This is a genomic window from Promicromonospora sp. NPDC023805 (assembly GCF_040639635.1).
GTDB lineage: Bacteria > Actinomycetota > Actinomycetes > Actinomycetales > Cellulomonadaceae > Promicromonospora.
On sequence record NZ_JBFAAH010000015.1, the window covers coordinates 46,150 to 67,961 of the forward strand.

The following is a 21,812-nucleotide window of genomic DNA, read 5'->3' on the forward strand; positions in this document are numbered from 1 at the left end:
GATTGACCACAGCGGTTGCTGCCACGAAGGGCCTCGGCCTGGTAGCAACTGCTGTGGTCAGCGTGTGAGTGGCAGCAGCGGAGACGGTCACCCAGTGGGCACCGTCGTCGAGCCATGCCGTCAGTAAGCGCTCGGTCGCGGGAGACGCCCGGCCCACAGCGCAGGCGTGCGCGCCATCAGGCGTTTCCGTCGACCGCCGGGGACTCGTGCAGCAGCGCGTCCCCCATGCTGCGGAATGCGGCGACGCCCTGACCCGCGACGGCGTACAGCGGGCTGGCCTGCGGTGAGGCCCGCCGGTCCGGGCCGCTCCTGCGCCCCGCGGCGTAACCGCGGCGCATACCCGCGTGGGTCTCGACTCTGGTACCGGCGACTGTCGGATAGCCGTACTAGCGTTCCCATCATGGATACTGGATTGCTGTTGACACCACACATTTCTTACATGACTGGGTTCCTCCAGACTGACGGTTCCCACTCGGAGACCCTGAAACGAAGGGGCGGATCACGATCGAGCTGGCAGTGCGAGACGAGGCGCACCTCACGAGCATCGCTGCCGCACTGCCCTGGAGAACAAGTCTTCTCAGACGCACCAGGCAGATCAACTTCGCCGCTGGCGGCTACACCTCGGCGATCCTCAATCTGCACGCACAGGACGCTCGACGATTCTTCGCAGCCGTGGGTGTGACGCCTGGCCGCAAGTCCGCGACGGTAGGACCCCCGACGCCCCCTACGTCGCCTCTGATTACGTCCGCGGACTCATCGACGGTGACGGATCCATCGGCTTCACGGCAAAGGGGTATCCGTTCGTCAGCATGGTCACCGCGAGCGAACGGCTCGCAAAGTATTTCTGTGATGTGATCGCAGAGGTATGCCTGGTCCGACGCACCGCCCGCCGCAACACGCGGGACAGCGTCTACAACATCATGGTGACCAGCACTGCGGCACAAGCGCTGGCCGCATGGTGCGACTACGACAACGCCCTCGCCCTCCCCCGCAAAGCAATCGCAGCGTCCGAGATCGCCGCCTGGACCGCGCCCACCTATCGATTCGGTGTCTCAAAGCGCCGCTGGACCCCCGACGAGGATGTGATCGTGAGGAGTCACAGCTCGGTCGACGCTGCGCAAATACTGGACCGAACGCAGCAGTCGGTCGATATGCGAAGGTGGCGCCTCGGAGTGCGAGCGCGAGACGACCGCGCGGTAAGCCGATCACAGAGTGCCGTCGGGGACTCGGGCCGCAGCGCGTCCGAACCGGAAGCACCTTACGCAAGTCGCGCTCCGAACGACAGGCCGATCCTCGTGCCCGCTGCACACGCTGGAGCAGGTATTCTCAGCGTGCGCCCGCCGAGGGCGCCGGCCCCGTTAGCTCAGTTGGTCAGAGCAGGAGACTCATAATCTCTCGGTCACAGGTTCAAGTCCTGTACGGGGCACGGTTATGACCTGCGGGGTTGACTCTTTCTTTAGGGTCAACCCCGCAGGGAATGGCGCAGAAATGGCGCAGGCGCCCGGAGCAGTGCGCCATTCTTCACACCGGATCCTTGACGCCGCCGGGCGCTTCCGCCGACCATGGCCGGGCAATGTTTCCCTGATTCCGAGCAAGGATGAGGTAGGAAGATGCGCGCACGGTTCCTCGGCAAGGACCCTGAGTCGAACGAGGGCAACAGCCCGACTCTCTTCGCAACCGACCGCACCGACCGGGCGACGTACATCGCCCAGGGGTGGAAGGTCACCGACCCCCAGGTGCTCGCCGACGTCGGCGAGGTCCCCGACCACGAGGCCATCATCGAGATTCCGGAGGACGTCATCAAGATGTGGGCCCGCCGGTACCAGGAGGGAACGCTCTGACCGCACAGCTGATCCCACCTGGGCCTGAGTTCGCGCGGATGCTCAAGGAGTTCGAGCACTCGGCGTTCCGGCTGGAGACCCGCGACAGCTACGCCGCGCCGAGTGAGGCGGCTGCGTTCGCGCAGTTCCTCGCCGACGAGGAACCCGACATGGGCTGGTTCCAGAACTGGCTCGGGTCGATCCGGACAACGACCGGCGACGGGCGCACCTTCCGGCGCGTGCGGGTCGTCTCGGTACCGCTGAGCGACTACGTCCGGTTCTCCCTGGGCGTCGCCGAGCTGGCCAACGAGGCGGGCGAGGACATCCGGTACGTTGCACGACAGGACGCCGCCGGGCTGCCCGAGTTCGACTACTGGCTGTTCGACTCGCGGACCGTCGGCAAGATGCACTTCGATGACGAGGACGAGTTCCTCGGCGTCGAGCTCATCGACGACCCGGCCACAGTGGTCGAGTTGAACTACCAGCGCGACGCCGCCTGGCACCGCGCGATCACGAGAGACGACTTTGCCGCGAAGCACATCGACAAGCTCTGATCTCAACGACGCCCGCGACGCCCTCGCGGGACGTCTGCGTGAGCTACGGCGAGCTGCAGGCCTAACCGGCCTGCAGCTCGCCACGTCGTTGTCCTGGCAACCGTCCAAGGTCTCCAAGATCGAGCACTCCAAGCAGACGCCCTCGGACGACGACATCCGCGCGTGGTGCCGCGCCGCCGGCGCCGAGCAAGAGATCGATGGACTGCTCGTCGCGCTGCACACCCTGGAGACCCGGCACGCGGAGTGGCAGCGGCAGTTCCGCGCCGGCGTGGCCACCGTCCAGACGCAGACAGCTCGGCGCGAGGAGTCGACCGAGCTGCTGCGGATCTTCGAGCCGACGTTCGTCCCCGGGTTGCTGCAGACGCCGGAGTACGCCCGGTACCGGTTCGCCGAGGTCACGCACAAGTTCGGTCACCGCCAGGACGTCGACGCTGCGGTCGCCGAGCGGATGCGCCGGCAGGAGATCCTGTACCGGCCAGGCAAGCGGTTCCACATGGTTGTGACCGAGGCCGTGCTGCACTACGCCCTGTGCCCGCTCGAGGTGATGCTGGGCCAGGTCGACCGGATGATCTCTCTGTCCATGCTGCCCAGCGTCCGGCTCGGAATCATCCCGTTCGAGACGCGCTACACGATCGCGCCGACTCACGGTTTCTGGATCCACGACGCCGACCTGGTCCAGGTCGAGACCTTCTCGGCCGGCCTCAACCTGGCGCAGCCCGGCGAGGTCGAGCTCTACACGAAGGTCTTCGAATCACTCGCGCTTGACGCCGACTACGACCGCAAGGCACGCACGCTCCTGACCAGGACCGTCGAAGCGATCGCGAACCGCCTTGACACCGAGGGCGACGAGTCCGAGCAATCTTGAGCAATCTTCTCGCCTGCTGCGATCCGCGGCAATAATCTCCAGCGCATGACCCCCGCAGCGACGCCGCAGCAGACCGCGCGGCCCATGCACTTCACGGCGCCGGCGCTCATCGCCTGCGACATCGACGGCACCCTGCTCCGCACAGGCCACCCAGCGAGTCGGGCAGTGCGCACCGCGGCTGCCGAGGTCCGCGCCGCTGGCCACCACATCGTGCTCGCGACGGGCCGATCCCTGGTCGGCGCCCTGCCCGTCGCAGTCCAGCTCGGCCTGGACGACGCCTGGATCGTCGCGTCGAACGGCGGGACCACGGCGCGCCTCGTCGACGGCCACTTCAAGGTCATCACGGAGCACCCGGTCGACGCCGAGGCTGCGATCCACGCTGCCCTCCGGGTGACGCCTGGCGTCCGCATCGCCGCCGAGGTCGTCGGGGACGGGTACCTGGTGAACATCCCCTTCCCCGACAGTCGACTCAACGGCCAACAGCACCCCGTCCGCCAGCTCGAGGCATTCTGGGCGCACCCCACACCGCGGCTCGCGATGCTTGACCCCGCCGCCTACCGCATCGTGCCGCAGCTGCGTGCGCTCGGCCTGACGGCGATCGCCACCGAGGCCGACTGGGTCGACGTGACGGCGCCCGGGATCTCGAAGGCGACGGCGCTGGAGGCGATCCGGGTCGAGCTCGGCGTAGAGCCCTGGGACACGGTGGCCATCGGCGACGGGGAGAACGACATCGAAGCGTTCCACTGGGCGCGCCAGTCGATCGTGATGGGACACGCACCGAAGCACGTCCAGAGCGAGGCGGACCGCGCCACCGGCACCATCGACGACGACGGCGCCGCGAGCGCCCTGCTGTCACTGCTCAGCTAGCGCCGGCCGACGTCGTCGCAGTGCAACCACAAGAAGCCGAACCGCCGTCGGCGATCAGTGATCGTGACGAGCACGTGCAGGCCTCCCCAGTCGGTGGCGATCGTGTCGAGGTGCTCGACGTCGTCCCGCTCCCACACGACGCGGACCGTCACCGGGACCGGTGGGTGCAGGCGGTGCAGGACAGCGTTCGGCCACGGTCCAGGGCCCTCCTTCGCGTTGAGGATCCGTTGCAGATGGGGATCCTCATCGAACGGGCCGGGCGGCGGCGGGTTGTCGAAGGCGAAGCCAGCCATACCGGCAGTATGCAACACGCGTTCGAACTGCTGCGCGTGTCTGGGCATGGCAAAGCGCCCCGTCTCCGCGAGGGAGACGGGGCGCTTCTTCGACCTACTGGGAGTGGTCGGGGTCAGGGTAGACCGAGCCACTGACACACCGTCAGACGGTCAGTCCTGCCGCGTAGGACTTGACCAGCAGCTGGGCGCGCACGGCGTCGACGAGAGTGTCGGCGAGCGCCTGGTGCCCGTCGGCGTTGGGGTGGACGCCGTCGGGCAGGATGTGCGTGAGCTTGTCCCAGTAGCCGGCTGTGTTCGGGTCGGCGGCCAGCACGTTCGGGAACTCCGCGGCCATGACGTCGACGAGCTCGTTGAAGTAGTCGAGCGCCTCGTCGGACCCGTTCGGGAACGCCGTCGACGTCGTGTAGTCCGCGAGGTACGGCTCCTTCATGAGCACGATCGGCGCCGGCCGCGCGGCGGGCACGACCAGCCCGTCGCACACCAGGTGGTAACCCGAGATCAGTCGCACCCTCACGCGGGTACCTGCCGGCACGCGGAGCGGGATCGCCGCGGCGGCGTAGTTCCGGGAGATGCCGGCCTGCGCCTGGTCGACGTTGGTCCAGGTCCGGATGACCTCGCCAGTGTCGAGCCGCATGAACTCGAGCACGACCGGCGAGACGCCGGCCTTACGGGCAGCGGTCAGGAAGTGGCACCCGTCCGCCGGCACGGTGAACACGACGTAGTGGTTCGCCGTCGTCGTGGTCCGGTAGCTCCCACCGTGGAAGTCGCCGGACGTCACCGTCGACCAGGCGGCCGAGTAGTCGAACAGGTCCGCACTGTCGGGGATCACCTCGAGCGAGGAGCCGAGCGCACACATGGTGCGCAGCGCGTGCTCGGCGCCCTGCCGAGTGACCGCGTCGACGCCGTGCCGCCGGGCGGTGTTGATCAGCGCCTGGATCAGCAGCACCGTGTCGCCGCCGAGCTGCTTGCTCGAGGTCCACGGCTGGCCGGTCAGCATGACGTCCGCGGCGGCCTCCGCGTGGGAGCCGCCGACGGCACGGTTCAGGTCGACGTCGCCGTCGGTCGGGTACGTCATGCCGAACCGGGCCGCGACGATCTGCGGGTAGTAGCCGGCGGGGTCGGGCAGCCCGGTGCCGTGGGGGAAGCTGTGCCCGTAGGTCACCAGGCGATCGCGCACCCACGCCTCGTCGATCGGGTCAGCCACGGGTGTAGCCGTCGACCGTGATGGTCGAGCCCTGTGGTGCGACGACGGCGACCTCGCCCGCGCGGGTGTACATCGGGCGGGCCGCGGCGCCCAGGACCAGGCGGACGACGACGTCGGGCAGGTGCGGCTGCAGGCGCGTCCACAGCCACTGCCACACGGCCAGCACGACCAGGTCGACGAGCAGCACCACGAACCCGACGGACGCCGATGACGTCAGGTCGACGCCGAGGAGCTCGAGGAGCTCGAGCACCCACGGGGCGTGCACGGCGAACCACGCGAGCAGCGCGGTCACGACCGCGGCCCAGATCTTCGGGGTCACGGTGCGGACCCACGCGGTCAGACGGTCAGACATGGTCAGCCCTCCTCGGCAATGCGGCCGGCGAGCTCGTCGACGACGGCCTCGGCGATGTGGGCGGCGTCCCGGTCGGGCTGCGCCGCGATGGCGGCTGCGATGGCCGCGGTCAGGTCGGTACGCAGACGCGCGACGACGGCGGTCGAGAACGCGGCGACGTCGACGGCGGCGCCGGCATCCTTGGCGATCGCGCGGGTCAGGATCAGCGAGTCACCCGCGCGCCTGTTGGCCTGCACGGTGTGCTTCCGGAGTGCGCCCACGCGCTCCCCGGCGGTCTCGCTCGGGATCTTCTGGCCGTCGGCCTCAGTGGCCTGGAACCGGTGGCCCCAAACTGCGGCGGGCAGGGTCTTGACGAGCTCGGCAGCGATCTCCTGGGCAGTGGGCATGTCGTCCTCCGGGGTCGGTGTGGTGATGGTGCCGGGCAGCGCCCAGGGACGGGCGTCACGGTCGTGACCGCCCGTGCTGCGGACGCTGATGTGGATGTGGTGCCGGTGCGCGTTCGGGCCCGTGTAGGGCTGCCAGCCGTGCACCACGCCCGTCACGTGGGCGCCGTAGCAGATGCGCCCCTCGTAGATCACGTAGCGGGTACGCGGGTCGCGCACGAGCGCGTCGGCGAGCGGCTGCGCCTCGCCGACCACGGTCATCCCGATGACCAGGTCCTCGTCGAGGTCGTACGCGCGAACGATGCCGTCAGGCGGCGCCGGGTTGTGATCGCTCGGGCGGGCCTGGTGCGACGTGTCGCCGATCCATCCGTCCGACGCCTTGTCGCGGTCCGGGTGCGCCGCGTTGATCTGGGCGCGCAGCTGCTCGAGCGCGGGCGCGAGGAAGTAGCTCATGGTCAGTGCCTCCGGGTCAGGGTCACGGCCACCGACACGAGCGTGGCCACGAGCGCGAAGCCAGCGGCCTCGCGACGTGCGCGCCAGCGGCGGGTCGGCTCGCTGGCGATGTGCGCGTCGAGCTTGGCCTCGATGCGGTCGGTCTGGTCCTTCATGGAACCGCCGCCGTTGTTGGTCACCTGGTGCTTCACGTCCTTCGTGGCGCGACTCTGGCGCCACTGCCCGTAACCGAGCGCGAGCGCACCGATCGCGTAGGCAGCGAGCGCCGGCCAGGAGTTGATGGCGGCGAGGTCGGGGATCGCGGCGGAGGCGATCGTCACGGGGTCCATCAGGTCGCCTTGTAGGCGAACGAGACGTACACGCCGCCGGTGTGGGTCGCCGCGCCGCAGCGCACGTTGATGGCGGCGGCGTTGAACGCGACCCGGAAGATTGCCGCCGTCGTCGACGCCGTGCCGGCCTTGAGCTCGGCGAGCGGGCCGGGTGTGCGCAGCTCGGGCGGCAGCGCGTCCACGATCTGGTTGTCGGTCTGCGCGGCGCCCCAGTTCGTGTTCGGGGTGACGACGCCGCGGATCGTGATGTCGTCGCCTTCGCGGCGTCCCTCGAGCGTGCCGGTGAAGCCGGCCATGAGCGTGATCGGGATCCACCCGGAGTCGACGCCGATGTCGGCGACGTTGACCAGGCCTCCTGCAGCGAGCGTCATGGGGCTCCTATCGTGAGTAGAACGAGGGTTTGTCCAGCGCGACAGCGGCGCCGGCGCTGTGCGCCTTCACGACGCTGTTCACGGCCCGTGTGACCGTGAGGGTGTTGCCGACGACGGCCGTCACGGTCATGACCTCGCCGCCGATCGTGATGTCGTAATCGCCGTCCGCGTGTGTCCACGTCACGCCATACGGGACGGTGACCGGGATCGCGGTGGCAGACGTGGACAGGGCGCCCGCGGTGACGGTGCCTGCGCCGCTGTAGCGGTGCCCCGCGTTCCAGTACGCGACCCGGTAGGGCCGGGCCGGGACGCACGCCCACTGCAGCCGGACGTGCATCGGGGTGACCTCGATCCGGATGCCCATCACCAGCACGTCGACGTCGGTCGGCGGCAGCCACGGCGGCGGGTCGGTAATCACCAGCCGTCCGCCAGGCGTGAGCGAGAGCAGGTCCCGTGTCAGGACCGGGTCCGCGAGGAGGAGCGGGTGCGCCAGGTCGACGCCGAGCACCGGGTAGCGACCCTCGTCCCACGTGCCGACGTGCGCCCGCCACCACGCGGTGCGCTCCACGAGATCGTCCGTGTGCAGGTTCAGCGTCAGGGACTCGTCGTACACACCGACGCCGGGCGGCGTCGCGGTGGTCGACGCCGTGGACATCGGGCCCTCGGTGATCTCCGCGGTGAAGCTGCTGCCGTTGGGCCGAGCGACGGTGACCCGGTTACGGGTCAGGGCGTCGTCGTCCGTGGGCTGGAACGGCAGCACCAGGTTGTCGGTGTACGGGATCGTGACGGCCGGCTGTGAGCCCATGGAACGCAGCGACCGGTACCGCAGGCCCAGGTTCTGCGCGTCGTCGTGGAGCATCCCGCCGTCGGCCGCGGCGGACTCCGCGAGCAGGTCGAGGAGCGTCTCCTCCTGCTGCTCGCCGAGGGCGGCCGTGCCACGGCCACGGACCGTGATCGGTGAGTCGGTGTGCTCCGAGACCAGGCGCGACAGGCGCGTGCCTGCCTCCTCGCCGATGTGCCCGACCAGGATGTCTGCCTCGACGCCGTCGAACAGTTCCGTGATCTGGTTGCCGACCGTGAGGTGCCCGACGGCGAAGTCGGCGAAGTCGCGCAGGCCCGGGTTGAACCGCACCTGCTTGACCCGCCCCAGGGCGTTCACGCCGGTGAAGAGCTGCCCATACGTGTCGCCGATGGTCTCGCCCGCCTGCAGCGAGGACCTGCGCCAGAACACCTGCGCGCCGGCCTGGTTGATCTCCAGGCTGAACCGCCGCGAGCTCGACTCCACGCTGCCCGCGACGTAGGTCGATCCGAGGATCTCGACGTTGTCCTGGTTGTACCCGAACACGCCGACCTGCCCGGACGAGTTGATCCGCAGATCGATCGCGCTGATCGTGCCGCCGGTGAACTCCACGCGCATCAGCGCGTAGTCGCCGGCCACGCCGGCGGACGGCGTCCACTGCACCCACCGCACCTGCAGCTCGCCAGTGTTCGGGTGCTGGTCGACCACGCCGCGGATGCTGCCCGTGCCGAGCGTCGGCAGCGGCGCCGAGCCGCGGAACGCGTCATACGCCGCCGGGGAGACGGCCGAGCCACGCAGCGCCGGCTGCGACCCGATCGCCGGGCCGAACGCGGTGCTCTCGGTGCCGTCCTCCATCGGCCAGTACGCCTTGACGCTGCTGTCCGACACTGCCGAGATCGCGCGGTACAGCACGCTCTCGACCGCTTCCGCGCCCTGACCGAGGCGGCGGCGCACGCCGGCGGCGCCGACGGACGTCAGGACCGACTCGGCGCCCTTCGTCTCCCAGCTCATCGGCCACTCGGCGACCTCGCACACGGCGAGCGTGTGCCGGTTGGTGACGCTGCCGCCGGTGACCGTGAACGTCTCGCCCGTGACCGTGAACCCGGTGCCGAGCGGGAGGGCCGACGCGAGCGCCTCGGAACGCGCCACCTGCGCGCCGCCGATGCCGTTGCGGACCGACCACCCGTAGACGCGCTGTGGTGTGTTCGACGCCGCGCTGGTCGGCTCGCGGCCGAGCGTCATGGCCGCCGTCGAGTTGAAGATCGACGTCGTGCCCGCCTGCACGATCGGGTCGCCGAGCGGGGTCCACGACGCCGTGTCAGGCGCCACGGCGAGCGACAGCGCGTCGGCGTACTGGAACGCGATCACACGGCCGGCGGCGCCGTCGTTCACGTCCATGATGACCCGCAGCGCGATGCGCCCGGCCCAGTCCGGGACAGGCACGACGGACCGGGCCTCGAGCACGATCGTGCCGTTGGCCGACCAGAACAGGCACAGCGTGCCGTCCGCCTCCGCGCGCAGCAACCAGCTGCGCTGGTTGCCCGTGGTCGACCACTTCGAGATCAGGTCGGCCGCCGCGTTCCACGAGTCGCGCGCGCCCCACCACCGGATGTCGATGTCGCCGACGATGTCCAGGTTCGTCACGTCCGGCGTCGTCGCACGTGACCCGGGCGCCGTCAGGTCCAGCCACGGCGCGCCGAGGGCCACGCTCGCGCGTGCCGGGGTGTTCCTGCCCACCAGCCCGTACAGCGGCGAGGCGGGGTTGCGCGGCGAGTACTTGCCGGCGGAGTTGGTCACCTTGAACGCCAGGGTCGACACGTCCGCGGCCGAGCCCTCCGAGCTGGCGCCGTGCGCCACGGACACGCCCTCCTGGTCCAGGTCGGCGCCCAGCGGCTGCCACGCACCGCCGTAGAACAGGTCCGCCGACAGGAACCCCGCGGCGAACGGGCTCTTCTCCTGCACCATCAGCTCGTCCCCCTCACGCGGTCTGCCGAACGGGCTTGGCCAGGCACTTCCACTCGACCTCGCACGTCATGCGGGCCTCGGGGTCCGGGTCGGCCTCACCGCCCAGGAAGTCACCGTCGGGCTCGGCCACCGTCGCCGTGCCGGTCAGGCGCGGCTGTGACACCGTCGGGACGCCGAGAGCGGGCCGGCCGTAGGGCCACAGCTCGAACGGCACGTCCACGCCGCGCTGCGTCCACACCACCGACCACAGCGAGGCCGCGCTCATGTCCTGGTACATCGACAGGGCGAGGTGGTAGTCGCGCTTCCCGCCCGACTGCGCCTCCTCGAACGACACGAACGGGCTGTCCGAGCGCACCGAGAGGACCGCGGCGCTCGAGCAGGCTCCGCTGTGGTCGACGCTGGAGATCCGCAGGACCAGGTCCCGCGTGCCGACGGTCATCCGAACGCCCGCTGCACGTTGCCGCCGCCCTGCACCCGCACGTGCTTCTTCAGGAACCCGACCAGGAAGCGGCCGACCTCGCTGTCGCCGCCGTCGAACTCGAGGCGCACGACCTGCTCGGCCGGCTGCGAGCGTCCGCCTGACAGCGGGGTGACTCGTGCGCCGGTCGGCAGCTGCAGGAGCTCGGGGCCGGCGTCACCGACCACGGCCGCGCCGCCGCGCAGGATGTCGCCGCCGCGTGCCAGGTACGGGATGTTCGGTGTCGAGATCGTCGCGCTCGGGATATCGATGCCCGCAAAGCTCCCGCCACCGACCGTGAAGCTGAGGTTGTTCCAGCCCGCGATGATGCCGTTGACCGTCGAGCGGAAGCCGCTGCCCAGGGGCGCGAACAGGTTCGACAGCGACCCGGCGATCCGGCCCGGCAGGGACGTGAAGAACCCGGCGATCTTGCCCGGGGCGGCCTTGAGCCAGTCCATGATCGAGCCCCAGTTGTTGACCACCAGGCCGAGCGGCGAGTAGTTCCACACCGACTTGATCACGCCTAGGACCTTGCCCATCACGTCACCGATGTGGGCTCGCGCGTTCGAGAACGCGGCCTGGATCAGAAGCCAGGTCACCTGGATCGTGGGCCACGCCTTGGTCTGCCACCAGGTCGTCACTGCGCCGATCGCGGCCTGGATCCCGGACCACGCCTTGGCCACGATCGCGCGCCCGACCTCGGTCTGGGTGAAGAACCAGACGGCGCCGGCGACCAGCGCGGCGATCGCCAGGACCACGATGCCGATGGGGTTGGCGGACATCGCCGCGTTCCACAACCACTGCCCCGCTGCGGCCGCCTTGGTGGCCACGTTCGACGCGAACATCGCGACCTTCTGCCCGATCAGGTTCAGCTTGAACTTCTCGGTCACCAGGTTCGCGATGTCGGCCGCACCGGTCAGACCCATGATCGCCATGGCGCCGGTCTCCATCGCCGCGGCGGTGCCCTCGGAGATCAGGCCCGTAGCCGCCAGACCGCCCGCGAGGTCACCGATACCGCCGGCCGCCTGCGCGGTCGCCGAGGCCGTGTTGTCCGCGGCGCCGGCGACGCGGTCCAGCTTGCTCGCGGACTCGTCCGCCGCGGCGGAGAACTTCGAGCTGGCACGGTCGGCCGACGCGGCCGACGAGTCGAACGCGCTCGAGGCCTTGTCGTTGCCGATGATGTCGAACTGCACTGAGGCCGTCACTGCATACCCCCCTCGATCGCTCGTTCGATGGCCGCAGCTGCGGCCGTGGTGGCGTCCTCGACGGCGGCCAGGAGGTCGGACTCGCCCGCCTGCAGGGCGTCCTCGAGCACGCCCTGCGTGGGCACCTTCTGCTCGGCCCACCGCCACGACCGGGCCGGCCTGTCGCCCGGCCACTTCGGGTGCCGCAGCACGCCGCGGCGCTCGAGCGAGTCGTAGTCGTGCTCGTCCGTCGAGACGATCCGCACGCCGGCGGTCTGCTTCGACGAGTCGCTCAACCGGTTGCGCACGGCCAAGGTCTTTTTCTTCTTCGTGAACGCCTTGGACGCCCCGCCCCGCGACGGCAGAGCCGCCGCGAGGCGCGTACGCATGTCGTCCGCGACGGGCTGCGCCGCGTCCCGCAGAGCGCCGAGGAGCCCCTTGCGGATCTCCTTGCCGACGTCCGTGCCCTTCATCGCCTTCGCGAGCCGGTTGAACTCCGCGACGCCCTCGATCCGCACATCACCGACCACGGCTCATCGCCCCCTCGCCCTCGCCCTGCGGGTCTCGCGCTGGTCCGCCTTGCGGATCTCGTCCGCGAGGTCGGCCATCGCCCGGCGCTCGGCACGGGACAGGAGGAACCAGGACTGCGCCGGTTGCCGGGTGGCGCGGCACCACACCGCGAGCTCGCGCTCTGCGGTTACTCCGCTTCCCCCGACGCACCAGCGGCCGTCTGGCCCTCCAGCGCCTTGCGTGCGGCCGCCTGCGCCGTCTCCAGGGACTCCGCGTCGAGCACGGCAGCGAGTGCTACGTGCATCTTCTGTGCGGGGCTGTGCTTGGTGTCCTCGAGGAAGAACGCCCCGACCTCGCCGATCGTCAGCTGCAGGGCGTCGTTCTTCGCGATGTCCGCGGGCCGACCCTCACGCTTGTAGTGGATGAACACGAGCGTGCGCATCCACGTGGCGGGGTCCTCCTTGCTGATCTTGACCGGCACGATCCCGTTCCACGCCTTCTTGATGGCGTGCTCCTCGTACCCCGTGACGGTCTCGAAGAAGTCGGAGGCGGTCATGCCCACGACGGGGGTCTTCTCGTCGGTGTCGCTCATGCGCCCGTGTCCTCGTCCCAGTCGGTGATGAGCCACGCGAGGTCCACGGTCAGGCCCTCGGAGGCGTCCTCGGCGGCCTCGCCGCCCAGGAACACGTCACCGCTGACCCCGACCGGGGCCACGTTGAACGTGAAGTGCGGCGCGGCAACCGACGCTGCGGCGTTGCCAAACGGCTTGATGATCCCCGCGACCGGCACGCCGCCCGCCGTGATCGCCTTCCGGTACAGGGACCCTGCGGCGAGGTCCTGCAGCACGGTCATGTTCAGCAGCTTGGGGACCACGCCGCGCATGTCCCCGAACGTCTGCCTCGACCCGTACCCGAAGCTCGCGACGGTGCACTCGTCCGAACGGTCGATCGCGTCGACCATCAGGACCATGTCCCGCCCGTTGATGCTCGTCATGGTGCTGGTACCTCCTCGAATTCCGCCCGGCTGAGACCGGTGCTGATGTTGATGGCCGCGCCGAGCGTGTTGCCCGTCGCGGTGGACATGACCGCCGGCTCGTCGACGGCGTCGGCGTCGACGGCGTACCGCGATCCCTTGAGCGCGCGGATCACCGCGCGGACCATGTCGCCGAGCTCGGTCATCTGCACGGCGTTGGTCCCCTTGCCCGTCACGCACACGACGCGGAAGCGCACCCGCCACGAGCCGAGCGACTGACCGGAGGCGATCCAGGGGTCCGCGGTCAGGACGTACCGGAGCGGCGTCGTCTTCTTCTCAGGGACCTGCGGCGACGTCGGCAGGCCCGCGGTCGTCAGCAGCTCCGCGAGCGCCTCCTGCTGGTCCCACGGGGCGCTCATACGGCGCTCACGGGGTTGTACCAGCGGCGGAAGATCGGGTAGACGGGCGCGAGCGGGTCGCGGCCGATGCGCACCACGACACCGCCGTCCTCGGCGCCCTCGAAGTTGGTCATCATGACCCCGTTCGTTGACTTCGAGCGGGTGAAGATGTCCTCCGCGCAGCGCAGCACCGCCTCGTCGACGACGATCGGCGGAACAGTGATCAGCTCTTCCGGGTCGGATTCGAGCTGGTACTGCGTCACGAACGACAGCGCGAGCGGGACGCACCGCTCCGCGAGCGGGAGGTCGGTCTCGTCGGCGCCTGCCTCGGTCAGCAGGTTCTGCGCGGTGACGGCCACGTGCTACGCCGTGGGCGGCGTGGCGCCGGCGTCGTCGGCGGGCAGCTGGTCGTCGTCGGCGTCGTCGGCGTCGTCCTGGTCGGCGTCGTCGGCGTCGTCCTGGTCGGCGTCGTCGACGTCGTCCTGGTCGCTGTCGTCGACGTCGTCGGCGGGCTCCTGGTCGGCGTCGTCGACGTCGGCCGGCGGGGAGATCTGTGCGCCGGCCTCGAGCTCGACGGGCTCGGTGCCGGCCTCGCCGACGGGCTGCACGACGGCGTCGACGGGCACCACGGCCGGCGTCGGTGCGACGGCGGGGTCCGGGGTGGCCGCAGGCTTGGCTGGCGCCTTGGGCTTGGCGGCGCGCTTGCTGCGCCGGCGGCGGGTGCCGGGGGCTGCAGATGCGGTCTCGAGGGCACGGGGCGAGAGCACCGCGGTCTCGACGGCGTCGAAGAGGTGTTCGCGCCCCTTGATGATGGTCGAGCTGGAGTCCACCAGGTCGCCGCGGTGGACGATCAGGGTCCCGACGTTGAAGGACACGTTCGCGCGAAGCGTGCTCATGGCCGCTCCTTTCCGGGTAGCACCAGGGGCGGCCCGCACGTGCGGCCCGCCCCTGGCAGTGGTGACCTGAGATCAGGCCGTGGTGGGGATGTCGAGCATCCGGAAGGCGCCGTCGTTCACGGAGTCGGCGCCGGTGCGGTAGTACGCGAACCAGCCGCGCTGACCGGACGGGCGGTTGTTGGCCACGTGGAACAGGTGCGGGATGAACTCGACGGTCATCCCGATCCGGTCGGCGATGACGTAGTTGTCGAAGTCACCGTCGATGAGCAGGTAGTTGTGCGCCGAGGTGGCCGCCGGGTCGAACGACCCGTCCATCGCCTCCGCCTCGTACTTGGCCTGCTCGAGCAGGCGACCGTCCGGGGACAGCAGCCCGTTCTGCTCGGTCGTGTCCAGCTGGCGGACCCGCGAGTAGATCAGGTTGTTCGCCAGCCACGAGGCGTGCGCCCGGTACTTCGCCGACAGCGCGTCACGCACCTTGTAGATGTCGGCCGAAGCGAGCGTCTCCGGAGTCGTCGGGGCCACCAGCGACGCACCGCCGGCCGAAGCCGCGAGCGCCGTGACGATGCCCGTGGGCTGGCCCGTGCCGGAGCCCGTGGCGAATGCCACCGACTCCAGGTCGTCCTTGCCCCGGGCGAGCAGACGGCCGACCTCGGTCGTCACGTTCTGCTCGTCCATCGACGCCTCGATCGAGATCGGGACGAAGCCGCGCGCGGTGTGCACCGGGACCTCGGGCTGCACGAACGTGGTCGAGTCGTCCGAGCTTTCGGAGGCCTCGCCGTCCCAGGACCACGAGACGGCGTCGGACGCGACGCCGTGCCAGACGTCGCCGGTCGCGACCACCTGGCGGGCGATCTGCCGGATCTGGTTGAACGACCCTGCGCCGGTGATGATGACCGTCGGGTCGAGCTGGAAGGGCACCAGGTACCCGCCGTTACCGTCCGTGAGGGACATGGCGCGCGTGAGCGCGTTGTTCTCCTCCTGGGTGAGGTTCGGGTGCTGCGGGTTGCGCGCCATCTTGGCCCACGCCCGCACGTACGTCGGCGAGGACGTCATGAGCGCGAGCTGCGCGATCGTGGAGTCCTCGTCGTCGTTCCGCTCGATGATGAGCGTCGCGGCCTGGCGGACGGCGTCGGTCGCGCCGGGCATCCGCTCGATCGCGTCCATGGCCCGTGCACGCAGCTCGGACGCGACCTCGAGCTTGTCGCGCCCGAAGTACCGGATGCCGCGCAGGTCCCACGGGTCGCCGGCGCGCTCGTCGCCGGTGTCACGCGGGTTGGCCAGCGGGTCGCGGTCCATGCCGCTACCGCGTCCCTCGGTGCCGCCGTTGGCCGGGACCAGCCGCGACGCCGTGACGCCCTGGGCGGCCGCACGGACCTTGGCCAGGTCCGCCTTGCGCTCGAGGGACTTGCGGTGGGTGTCGAGCTGCATGAACGTGTCACGCAGCTCGCCGAAGTAGGAGTCGTCCTCGGGGGTGAGGGTGTCGAACTCGGCGAGTCGCTCGAGCTCCGACTGGACCTCACCCATCCGGGCCAACGTCTGGGCGTGGTTGAGGACCGCCACGGTCGGCGTGCCCTCGATCTCGTCCGCCATGTCAGGCGTCCTTTCGTACGTGGATGGTGCGCACGTCGACCGGCAGGTGCCGGACGAACTCCGCCGCTCGGTTGAGCGGCTGCGCGGGGGTCGTCGAGTGCTCTGCTGCTCCCGTGGGAGTGCGCGGCTGCTCGCCGTCGAGGTCGCGTGAGTGCTCCGCTGCTCCCGTGGGAGTGCTCGGCTGCTCGGTTCCCTCCGCCAGGTCCGCGGCGAGCGCGGCGCTGGCAAGCTTTGATCGCTCGGCCGGCTCGTGGAGCCGGGCGAGATCGATGGTGATGGTGCGCGATCGCACCGAGGCGCTGGTGTCGGCGTAGGCCGGCCACACGACGGGCCCGATCTCGGGCACCTTGACCTCACGCAGCGAGCGCAGCATCAGCTCCTCGTCGGGCACGTCCTCGCGCCACGACCGGGCCAGCAGTTCCCACAGCTCGTTGGTGTCGGTGACCTTGCGGCCGTCGAAGGTGGTCCAGTCCTCCTTGACGACGCCGAACCGGAACGACATGCCGTCGACCGAGCCGGACGCGATCGCGTCGCGGAACGGCTGCGTCAGCCAGTTGTCGTGCAGCCGGGCCAGCACGCGGGCGCCGCCCTCGGGCGCGAGCTCGGGGTCGGTCTCCTCGCGGGGATAGCCGGCTTCCATGCGGCCCAGCGGCAGCGAGCCGAGGAGCGGGTGCCGGCCGTGGTCGAACTGGATGATCGGCGTGAGCTCGCGGAACGACTTCTTCATCGACCCGGGCAGGAGCTTCTCGCGGAACCTGCCCTCCCACGAGTCGATGATGGTCTCGCGGTTGAACACCGCGCCGAACCCGTCGAACGTCAGGCCGTCGTTCGTCTCGCCGCCGTCGTCGACGGCGCGCAGCGTGAATGGCGCCTCTCGTCGCAGCCCCTCGCGGGGCGGGCGTGCAGCGCGCTCCTGGTCGATCACGGTCATGCTGTCCTCCTGCCGAAGTGGATGAGCTCCGCGCCTCGCGCGGGCTCGATGGCCGCCGGCTCCGCGGCCGGATCGAGGGCGCCGGCCGGCTGCAGCTGGACCGAGTAGAGGCCGGTGTGCACCAGCAGCCGGAAGTCGTCGGCGTCGACGGCGGCCGCGACCGACGCCGGCTCGTAGCCGGCGGTGATCAGCGACGTGATCGTCGAGGCCCGCGTCTGCTGGATGGTCGCGGCGTCGCCCTCGTCCTCGCGCAGGAACGGGATCTCGGAGGCGTCGTGCGCGAGCTCGGCCGCGAACGGCACCTCGAGCAGCACCTCGAGCGATCCGGCAGCCTCACGCCACATCGGGTGCATGGTGCCGTCAGCGAACCGCCGGCGGGCCTGCGCGTAGTTGCCGTACGTCGCCGACTCCAGGCCCTCCTTGAGGCCGGCCACGATCGGCGGTGTGCCACCCGCCGCGGCGATGCGCGTCTCGCCGTCACCGCGCAGGTTCGAGAAGTCGATCTTGTCCATGTCCAGACCGACGACCGTCGCGTCCGCACCGGGGTACAGGTTCAGCGTCTTGTACGCGTTCTCGACGCCGACGTGCTTGTCGGTCAGCGCCTTGTCGAACGCGAGGATGTCGGCCTTCTGCGTACCCACCGCATGCCTGACAACCATGTTCGGGGTGGCGCCGTTCTCGAAGAACTTCTCCTGGTGCCGCGCCATCAGGGTGTCGACCTCGAGCTCGCGGACCAGGGGCGTGAGCCACGACATCCCACGGAAGGGGTGCAGCGGGTCCGGTACCGGCATGAAGTGCGCGACCTCGTCCGGGAGGAACGCCGCGGCGCCGAGGCCGTAGCCCTTGCCGCCCTCGTAGTACAGGTAGCCGAGCTTGCGCCACCCGATCTGCGCGTCGTCCAGCATCAGCGGCTCGACGGCGATCTCGACCCAGTCCGGCCGCAGCCGCACCAGCTCGTCGTCGTGCCGGATCCAGAACGAGTTGCCCGCGGCGTCGGCGTCGTTGATCATCCGGGCCATGAGGTTCTGTGTCGTGCCGCCGGCCCACGGCCGCTCGAGGATCGCCAGGTCAGCCGAGCCGAAGTAGTCAGACGGGCGCCCGTCGAGCACCCGGCGCCAGCGGAACCGGCCGCCAGAGAACACCTTTGCCCGGGTGTCCATGACCGCGAACACCGTCGAGTTGCCGGCGTACGCCCGCGAGGCGAGCACCGCGTAGTCCGGGGCGATCCGCTCGACGCCGGTCTGCGTGAGCGTCTGCTCGTACCCGATGCCCATGCCCCGGCGCACGGCCTCGATGTACTCGTCCGTGGTCAGGATGCTGCGCTTCTCGCGCTTCCAGGGCCACCTCATGTCCAGGCCGCCCACGGCTCGACCTCTACCGGAGCGCCGGCGGTCGCGATGTGGCGGGCAAGGGTCACCGCTTCGAGCATGGACACGTCACCTGCCTTCGAATCGAACACTCGTTGCTTCCCTACGTCGGTCCAGCGCGCGATCTCGACGGCCGCGTTCAGCGCGTCGTAGTCGCCGTGGGTGGCTTGGGCGGTGGTGATGGCGTCGGCGATGTCGTCGCAGGCGCGGGCGACGCCGGCGAACGGGACGAGCTCGACCCGCACGCCCTTTTCCGTGAGCGCTTCGGCGAGCAGCGCCGCTCCGGTCTTCTCCTGGATGGCGACGGGCACGTCGAGCTTGAGCGCGACGCGCGCGGTGTAGGCGATGAACTCGGCCTTGCCCGCGACGTACGACAGCTTCTCGACGGCGCCGAGGTGGCCGCCGCCGTAGGAGCCCAGCGAGAGCCACACGCGCTGGAAGTCGGCCATGATTCCGAGCGCCTCGATCCGCGGGACCGGGACGCCGTCCTCGAGGCGGAGGCCGGCCCAGGTCGGGAAGAGCGACGGCGGCTTCTCCACCAGCGGCACGGGCTGGTTGAGCCAGTACCGGCGGAAGTCCGCCTCCGTGACCTGTGGGTCGTCCCACGAGTCCGCGAGCGCCTGCAGGTCCATCCATGCGGCCGCCGGGCCGTACGCCTCGCGTAGGGCCTTGAGGCGCTCGGAGCGCTTGTTCAGGTCCCATTTCTGGTCGGCCTGCCGGTGGTCGAACAGCAGCGCGCGGCGCACCTTCTCGGACGCGTTCTTCGCGTAGGCGTGGGTGCCCTCGGCGACGCTGTCCTCGCCCTCGGCGTACATGGTCGACGTCTCGAGCATCCAGCCGGACGCGATCTTCCGCTTGAGCAGGTTGCGGGTCATGACGCCGTGCAGCCGCTTGAGTCGGGGCAGGACCCACAGGTGGGTCTCGTCCGCGACGATGAACGTCGACTTGCCGCCGTCGGCGCTCTTGTCCGCAGACGTGACGGGCTTGATGAACCCGCGCTTGTCGGGCAGGTTGATCTGGGCCAGGCCGACGTCGACGGCGCCGTAGTCGGCCAGCAGCTCGTCGGAGCAGGTGTCGGGGTTGAGGATGTAGTAGACGGCGTCGTACGTGTTGCCGGCCTGGTCTTCTTCGGTCGCGACGTTCAGGCACTCGACGTAGCGCAGTGGCGCGCCGACCGGCTCGCCCTCTTCGTACTCGTATCCCCAGTCGGAGATCTCGCCCTCTTCGGCCCAGTGGTCGAACCGGCACGGGCCGAGCGCCTCGAAGCACTCGATGAACCCGGCCAGTCCGGACTTGGATCTGCCCTTGGCCCGGGACAGGAACGCGCGGCGCTTGATCCGGGCGCCGGCGCGCGGCTTGAGCTCGTACGCCTTGACGACGAACGCCGCGAACTCGGCGTCCAGCTCGACGGCCTGGCCCTGCACGTCGCCCGGACCGTGGACGAGGTAGTGCTCGATCCAGTCAATCGCCGCCCAGCCGAGTGACGGGGCGTCAGCCTGCATCTATGGCCTTGCTGATGTCGGCCTTGCGGCGCGTCCGGGCGGCCGGCCTGCGCCCGGCGGGCGCCGGCTTCGTCCTGCCCGGCGCGTCACCGATCGACAGGCGCAGTCGCGCGCGGTCCTCCGGGGTGGCGCCGAACTTCGCGACGCGCAGCCGCAGCTCGGCGGCGACGCCGGCGTCGCCGTCCCAGAACGCCATGTGCAGCAGCGCGGTGTCCAGGAGGAACGACCAGTCCGTATCGGTGAAGTTCTGCGCCTGCGGCGAGCGCCGCCACGTGTCCCACCACTCGAGCGTCGCGTCGGGCCACTCGTCGTCGCCCGGCAGCTCTGGCAGCTCCTCGCCGCGCAGGACGTCGTCCGCCTTCACCACGGTGAGCACCGTGGGCGCGTTCCGCCGGCGTGTGCCCTCGCTCTTGCCCGTCGGAGCGGGTCCGCGACCTGCCATCCAGACCACCTCCCGAATCCCCAGATACGTGCTCTGACCTGCAGAGATGCCAGATCCCCAGACCCCGTACACGTCATTTTTTGTGGTGGGGCCGGGGTCCCCTGTTCTGGCGGTTTTCGAGAATCCGACCCCGCCCCCCGGGTCAGAGACGCAGCCAGTTCCCGCCGGCGTTGATGCGGCGGGTCTCAGCTGCAGCGAGGCGGTTCTTCTTCGCTGCGGCCTTGCCCGTGTTGCACCGCTCGTGTGCCGGGCCGAGGTAGCCGGCGCCGTCGTCGGTGTGGTCCAGGTGCCAGCGCATGACCACGGTCACCGGCTTGCCGCACACCGTGCAGGGCAGGGGCAGCAGCTTCTTCCACGCCTCGCGTGCTAACTGGTGGGCGTACCCGTATCGCTTGCGCTTCTCGGCGTACGACGTGCCACGCTGGGTCAGCCGCACCGGGCGCCAGGTGCCAGGCTCCTCGAGGTGGCCGGGCCAGGCAGGCACGGCGTCGGTGTGGTCACGGGTGGTGTACCAGGTGGCTACCGCGCGGGTGCTGGCCACCAGGTCACCACGTCGACGGGCCCGCACGCGGCGGGTGCAGACATCGGGACCGGGGTCGAGCAGGTAGCCGTGCGTCGCACGCACCAGAGCGCCAGCCTTGGCCCGCGCGGTGGAGGTGGCACCTGCCCGGATCACCACGGCGCGCACGTCGCGGGCCTGACCCACGGCGGCCAGCGCTGCACGGAACTGCCGCTCGCTGGTCCACTGCGGGTCGTCCCGGTCGTACAGCTTGAGGCCATGCTCGGCCGCGAGCTCACGCGCCGCGGTGGACTTGCCCGCACCAGGCGGACCGAACAGGAGGATCACCAGCCGAGGCATGGTCACCTCCTGCAGTTCACCCGGCCTAACCGTTATGCCGAGCGTGGTGGAGGCCTACCGTGGCGTGATGCGCAGAAGCACAGTGAGAGCGGCCGCGAACCTGGCGGCCAAGGCCATGCCGAGCGACGAGGTGCTGACCGACTCGCTCATGTCCGACGCTCGGAAGAACGTGGAGACGTGCGCCCGGCAGCTCGCCGAGCAGCAGCGCCTGGCCGCCGAGGCCGAGGCGAAGAAGCCCGGCTCGTTTCGAGCCAGGCAGTTCGCGAAGTTCGTCGAGTCGTGGCAGGAGCGCACGGACGAGGCGATCGCCACGTACGACCGGTTGGCCACGGAGCACGGCCGGCCCGCGTGGAGCCCGGCGGACGAACCGCAGCAGTCATGACGAAGGCCCGGCCACCTGGTGGTGTCCGGGCCTTTCGTCAGTACTTCTTACCGTGGCACACATTAGC

27 protein-coding genes and 1 tRNA gene are annotated in these 21,812 nt (G+C 70.1%); 6 read left to right on the plus strand and 22 right to left on the minus strand.

Annotation, left to right across the window (positions count from 1 at the left end):
- Window positions 1–176: 176 nt before the first annotated feature.
- Window positions 177–338, minus strand: a complete 162-nt coding sequence (locus AB0F70_RS15850) for a hypothetical protein (protein WP_357449703.1) — start codon at window positions 336–338, stop codon at window positions 177–179.
- A gap of 1,014 nt (window positions 339–1,352) precedes the next feature.
- Here AB0F70_RS15850 and AB0F70_RS15855 point away from each other — a divergent pair.
- From AB0F70_RS15855 to AB0F70_RS15875, 5 genes are all read left to right on the plus strand, one after another.
- Window positions 1,353–1,426, plus strand: a tRNA-Ile gene (locus AB0F70_RS15855).
- A 184-nt stretch (window positions 1,427–1,610) separates the two neighbouring features.
- Entirely contained in the window at window positions 1,611–1,841 is a 231-nt protein-coding gene (locus AB0F70_RS15860; RefSeq protein ID WP_357449706.1) for a hypothetical protein, read from the plus strand.
- Window positions 1,842–1,879: 38 nt separating this feature from the next.
- Window positions 1,880–2,374, plus strand: a complete 495-nt coding sequence (locus AB0F70_RS15865) for a DUF6879 family protein (protein WP_357449709.1) — start codon at window positions 1,880–1,882, stop codon at window positions 2,372–2,374.
- Window positions 2,346–3,239, plus strand: a complete 894-nt coding sequence (locus AB0F70_RS15870; RefSeq protein WP_357449712.1) for a helix-turn-helix transcriptional regulator — start codon at window positions 2,346–2,348, stop codon at window positions 3,237–3,239. Before AB0F70_RS15865 ends, AB0F70_RS15870 begins: the two co-directional genes overlap by 29 nt.
- A 45-nt stretch (window positions 3,240–3,284) precedes the next feature.
- Window positions 3,285–4,106, plus strand: coding sequence for an HAD family hydrolase (locus tag AB0F70_RS15875; RefSeq protein ID WP_357449715.1), 822 nt, complete (start codon window positions 3,285–3,287; stop codon window positions 4,104–4,106).
- On the opposite strand, the gene AB0F70_RS15880 is transcribed toward AB0F70_RS15875, so the two are convergent.
- The 21 genes from AB0F70_RS15880 to AB0F70_RS15980 all read right to left on the minus strand — a co-directional run bounded on the left by AB0F70_RS15880 (window position 4,103) and on the right by AB0F70_RS15980 (window position 21,363).
- On the minus strand, window positions 4,103–4,399 hold the full coding sequence (locus tag AB0F70_RS15880) for a hypothetical protein (protein ID WP_357449718.1): 297 nt from the start codon (window positions 4,397–4,399) through the stop codon (window positions 4,103–4,105). The genes AB0F70_RS15875 and AB0F70_RS15880 overlap by 4 nt on opposite strands.
- Before the next feature lie 142 nt (window positions 4,400–4,541).
- On the minus strand, window positions 4,542–5,603 hold the full coding sequence (locus AB0F70_RS15885) for a hypothetical protein (protein WP_357449721.1): 1,062 nt from the start codon (window positions 5,601–5,603) through the stop codon (window positions 4,542–4,544).
- A complete protein-coding gene (locus tag AB0F70_RS15890; RefSeq protein ID WP_357449723.1) occupies window positions 5,596–5,955 on the minus strand; it encodes a hypothetical protein in 360 nt (119 codons plus the stop codon). Before AB0F70_RS15890 ends, AB0F70_RS15885 begins: the two co-directional genes overlap by 8 nt.
- Before the next feature lie 2 nt (window positions 5,956–5,957).
- Window positions 5,958–6,791, minus strand: coding sequence for a hypothetical protein (locus AB0F70_RS15895; RefSeq protein WP_357449726.1), 834 nt, complete (start codon window positions 6,789–6,791; stop codon window positions 5,958–5,960).
- A gap of 2 nt (window positions 6,792–6,793) precedes the next feature.
- Complete coding sequence (locus tag AB0F70_RS15900; protein ID WP_357449728.1) at window positions 6,794–7,120, minus strand: hypothetical protein; 327 nt, start codon at window positions 7,118–7,120, stop codon at window positions 6,794–6,796.
- Window positions 7,120–7,491: a hypothetical protein gene (locus AB0F70_RS15905; protein ID WP_357449731.1), complete on the minus strand. Its 372-nt coding sequence runs from the start codon at window positions 7,489–7,491 to the stop codon at window positions 7,120–7,122. Before AB0F70_RS15905 ends, AB0F70_RS15900 begins: the two co-directional genes overlap by 1 nt.
- 7 nt (window positions 7,492–7,498) lie before the next feature.
- Window positions 7,499–10,255 carry a hypothetical protein gene (locus AB0F70_RS15910; protein ID WP_357449734.1) on the minus strand — a complete coding sequence of 919 codons (2,757 nt, stop codon included), beginning with the start codon at window positions 10,253–10,255 and terminating at the stop codon, window positions 7,499–7,501.
- A gap of 13 nt (window positions 10,256–10,268) precedes the next feature.
- Window positions 10,269–10,694 carry a hypothetical protein gene (locus AB0F70_RS15915; protein ID WP_357449737.1) on the minus strand — a complete coding sequence of 142 codons (426 nt, stop codon included), beginning with the start codon at window positions 10,692–10,694 and terminating at the stop codon, window positions 10,269–10,271.
- On the minus strand, window positions 10,691–11,917 hold the full coding sequence (locus AB0F70_RS15920; RefSeq protein ID WP_357449740.1) for a hypothetical protein: 1,227 nt from the start codon (window positions 11,915–11,917) through the stop codon (window positions 10,691–10,693). The genes AB0F70_RS15915 and AB0F70_RS15920 overlap by 4 nt, the downstream gene beginning before the upstream one ends.
- A complete protein-coding gene (locus tag AB0F70_RS15925) occupies window positions 11,914–12,426 on the minus strand; it encodes a hypothetical protein (protein WP_357449743.1) in 513 nt (170 codons plus the stop codon). The genes AB0F70_RS15920 and AB0F70_RS15925 overlap by 4 nt, the downstream gene beginning before the upstream one ends.
- Window positions 12,427–12,593: 167 nt before the next feature.
- Window positions 12,594–12,998: a hypothetical protein gene (locus AB0F70_RS15930; protein WP_357449746.1), complete on the minus strand. Its 405-nt coding sequence runs from the start codon at window positions 12,996–12,998 to the stop codon at window positions 12,594–12,596.
- Entirely contained in the window at window positions 12,995–13,399 is a 405-nt protein-coding gene (locus AB0F70_RS15935) for a hypothetical protein (protein ID WP_357449749.1), read from the minus strand. Before AB0F70_RS15935 ends, AB0F70_RS15930 begins: the two co-directional genes overlap by 4 nt.
- Entirely contained in the window at window positions 13,396–13,797 is a 402-nt protein-coding gene (locus AB0F70_RS15940; RefSeq protein WP_357449752.1) for a hypothetical protein, read from the minus strand. Before AB0F70_RS15940 ends, AB0F70_RS15935 begins: the two co-directional genes overlap by 4 nt.
- The gene (locus AB0F70_RS15945) at window positions 13,794–14,135 is read right to left on the minus strand and encodes a hypothetical protein (protein ID WP_357449755.1); all 342 of its coding nucleotides are present in this window, start codon (window positions 14,133–14,135) and stop codon (window positions 13,794–13,796) included. The genes AB0F70_RS15940 and AB0F70_RS15945 overlap by 4 nt, the downstream gene beginning before the upstream one ends.
- 3 nt (window positions 14,136–14,138) lie before the next feature.
- The gene (locus AB0F70_RS15950; protein ID WP_357449758.1) at window positions 14,139–14,672 is read right to left on the minus strand and encodes a hypothetical protein; all 534 of its coding nucleotides are present in this window, start codon (window positions 14,670–14,672) and stop codon (window positions 14,139–14,141) included.
- 72 nt (window positions 14,673–14,744) lie between these two features.
- On the minus strand, window positions 14,745–16,262 hold the full coding sequence (locus AB0F70_RS15955) for a phage major capsid protein (RefSeq protein ID WP_357449761.1): 1,518 nt from the start codon (window positions 16,260–16,262) through the stop codon (window positions 14,745–14,747).
- A gap of 1 nt (window position 16,263) precedes the next feature.
- Window positions 16,264–17,193, minus strand: a complete 930-nt coding sequence (locus tag AB0F70_RS15960) for an HK97 family phage prohead protease (RefSeq protein WP_357449764.1) — start codon at window positions 17,191–17,193, stop codon at window positions 16,264–16,266.
- Window positions 17,190–18,542, minus strand: coding sequence for a phage portal protein (locus tag AB0F70_RS15965; RefSeq protein ID WP_357449767.1), 1,353 nt, complete (start codon window positions 18,540–18,542; stop codon window positions 17,190–17,192). Before AB0F70_RS15965 ends, AB0F70_RS15960 begins: the two co-directional genes overlap by 4 nt.
- Window positions 18,539–20,062 (minus strand): hypothetical protein, encoded by a 1,524-nt coding sequence (locus AB0F70_RS15970; RefSeq protein ID WP_357449770.1) that lies wholly within the window; start codon window positions 20,060–20,062, stop codon window positions 18,539–18,541. Before AB0F70_RS15970 ends, AB0F70_RS15965 begins: the two co-directional genes overlap by 4 nt.
- On the minus strand, window positions 20,052–20,504 hold the full coding sequence (locus AB0F70_RS15975) for a hypothetical protein (RefSeq protein WP_357449773.1): 453 nt from the start codon (window positions 20,502–20,504) through the stop codon (window positions 20,052–20,054). Before AB0F70_RS15975 ends, AB0F70_RS15970 begins: the two co-directional genes overlap by 11 nt.
- Before the next feature lie 142 nt (window positions 20,505–20,646).
- The gene (locus AB0F70_RS15980) at window positions 20,647–21,363 is read right to left on the minus strand and encodes an AAA family ATPase (protein WP_357449776.1); all 717 of its coding nucleotides are present in this window, start codon (window positions 21,361–21,363) and stop codon (window positions 20,647–20,649) included.
- Between the two features lie 67 nt (window positions 21,364–21,430).
- Between AB0F70_RS15980 and AB0F70_RS15985 the strand changes: the two genes are divergently transcribed.
- Complete coding sequence (locus AB0F70_RS15985; RefSeq protein ID WP_357449779.1) at window positions 21,431–21,745, plus strand: hypothetical protein; 315 nt, start codon at window positions 21,431–21,433, stop codon at window positions 21,743–21,745.
- Window positions 21,746–21,812: the final 67 nt, after the last annotated feature.

Excerpts from the sequence above, each read along its gene's own strand:
- AB0F70_RS15860 (WP_357449706.1), top strand. The coding sequence starts at position 1,611 with ATGCGCGCACGGTTCCTCGGCAAGGACCCTGAGTCGAACGAGGGCAAC.
- AB0F70_RS15880 (WP_357449718.1), bottom strand. The coding sequence starts at position 4,399 with ATGGCTGGCTTCGCCTTCGACAACCCGCCGCCGCCCGGCCCGTTCGAT.
- AB0F70_RS15865 (WP_357449709.1), top strand. The coding sequence starts at position 1,880 with ATGCTCAAGGAGTTCGAGCACTCGGCGTTCCGGCTGGAGACCCGCGAC.
- AB0F70_RS15890 (WP_357449723.1), bottom strand. The coding sequence starts at position 5,955 with ATGTCTGACCGTCTGACCGCGTGGGTCCGCACCGTGACCCCGAAGATC.
- AB0F70_RS15960 (WP_357449764.1), bottom strand. The coding sequence starts at position 17,193 with ATGACCGTGATCGACCAGGAGCGCGCTGCACGCCCGCCCCGCGAGGGG.
- AB0F70_RS15950 (WP_357449758.1), bottom strand. The coding sequence starts at position 14,672 with ATGAGCACGCTTCGCGCGAACGTGTCCTTCAACGTCGGGACCCTGATC.
- AB0F70_RS15930 (WP_357449746.1), bottom strand. The coding sequence starts at position 12,998 with ATGAGCGACACCGACGAGAAGACCCCCGTCGTGGGCATGACCGCCTCC.
- AB0F70_RS15980 (WP_357449776.1), bottom strand. The coding sequence starts at position 21,363 with ATGCCTCGGCTGGTGATCCTCCTGTTCGGTCCGCCTGGTGCGGGCAAG.
- AB0F70_RS15915 (WP_357449737.1), bottom strand. The coding sequence starts at position 10,694 with ATGACCGTCGGCACGCGGGACCTGGTCCTGCGGATCTCCAGCGTCGAC.
- AB0F70_RS15850 (WP_357449703.1), bottom strand. The coding sequence starts at position 338 with ATGCGCCGCGGTTACGCCGCGGGGCGCAGGAGCGGCCCGGACCGGCGG.
- AB0F70_RS15900 (WP_357449728.1), bottom strand. The coding sequence starts at position 7,120 with ATGGACCCCGTGACGATCGCCTCCGCCGCGATCCCCGACCTCGCCGCC.
- AB0F70_RS15955 (WP_357449761.1), bottom strand. The coding sequence starts at position 16,262 with ATGGCGGACGAGATCGAGGGCACGCCGACCGTGGCGGTCCTCAACCAC.
- AB0F70_RS15895 (WP_357449726.1), bottom strand. The coding sequence starts at position 6,791 with ATGAGCTACTTCCTCGCGCCCGCGCTCGAGCAGCTGCGCGCCCAGATC.
- AB0F70_RS15985 (WP_357449779.1), top strand. The coding sequence starts at position 21,431 with ATGCGCAGAAGCACAGTGAGAGCGGCCGCGAACCTGGCGGCCAAGGCC.
- AB0F70_RS15905 (WP_357449731.1), bottom strand. The coding sequence starts at position 7,491 with ATGACGCTCGCTGCAGGAGGCCTGGTCAACGTCGCCGACATCGGCGTC.
- AB0F70_RS15935 (WP_357449749.1), bottom strand. The coding sequence starts at position 13,399 with ATGACGAGCATCAACGGGCGGGACATGGTCCTGATGGTCGACGCGATC.
- AB0F70_RS15975 (WP_357449773.1), bottom strand. The coding sequence starts at position 20,504 with ATGGCAGGTCGCGGACCCGCTCCGACGGGCAAGAGCGAGGGCACACGC.
- AB0F70_RS15910 (WP_357449734.1), bottom strand. The coding sequence starts at position 10,255 with ATGGTGCAGGAGAAGAGCCCGTTCGCCGCGGGGTTCCTGTCGGCGGAC.
- AB0F70_RS15875 (WP_357449715.1), top strand. The coding sequence starts at position 3,285 with ATGACCCCCGCAGCGACGCCGCAGCAGACCGCGCGGCCCATGCACTTC.
- AB0F70_RS15970 (WP_357449770.1), bottom strand. The coding sequence starts at position 20,062 with ATGCAGGCTGACGCCCCGTCACTCGGCTGGGCGGCGATTGACTGGATC.
- AB0F70_RS15940 (WP_357449752.1), bottom strand. The coding sequence starts at position 13,797 with ATGAGCGCCCCGTGGGACCAGCAGGAGGCGCTCGCGGAGCTGCTGACG.
- AB0F70_RS15965 (WP_357449767.1), bottom strand. The coding sequence starts at position 18,542 with ATGAGGTGGCCCTGGAAGCGCGAGAAGCGCAGCATCCTGACCACGGAC.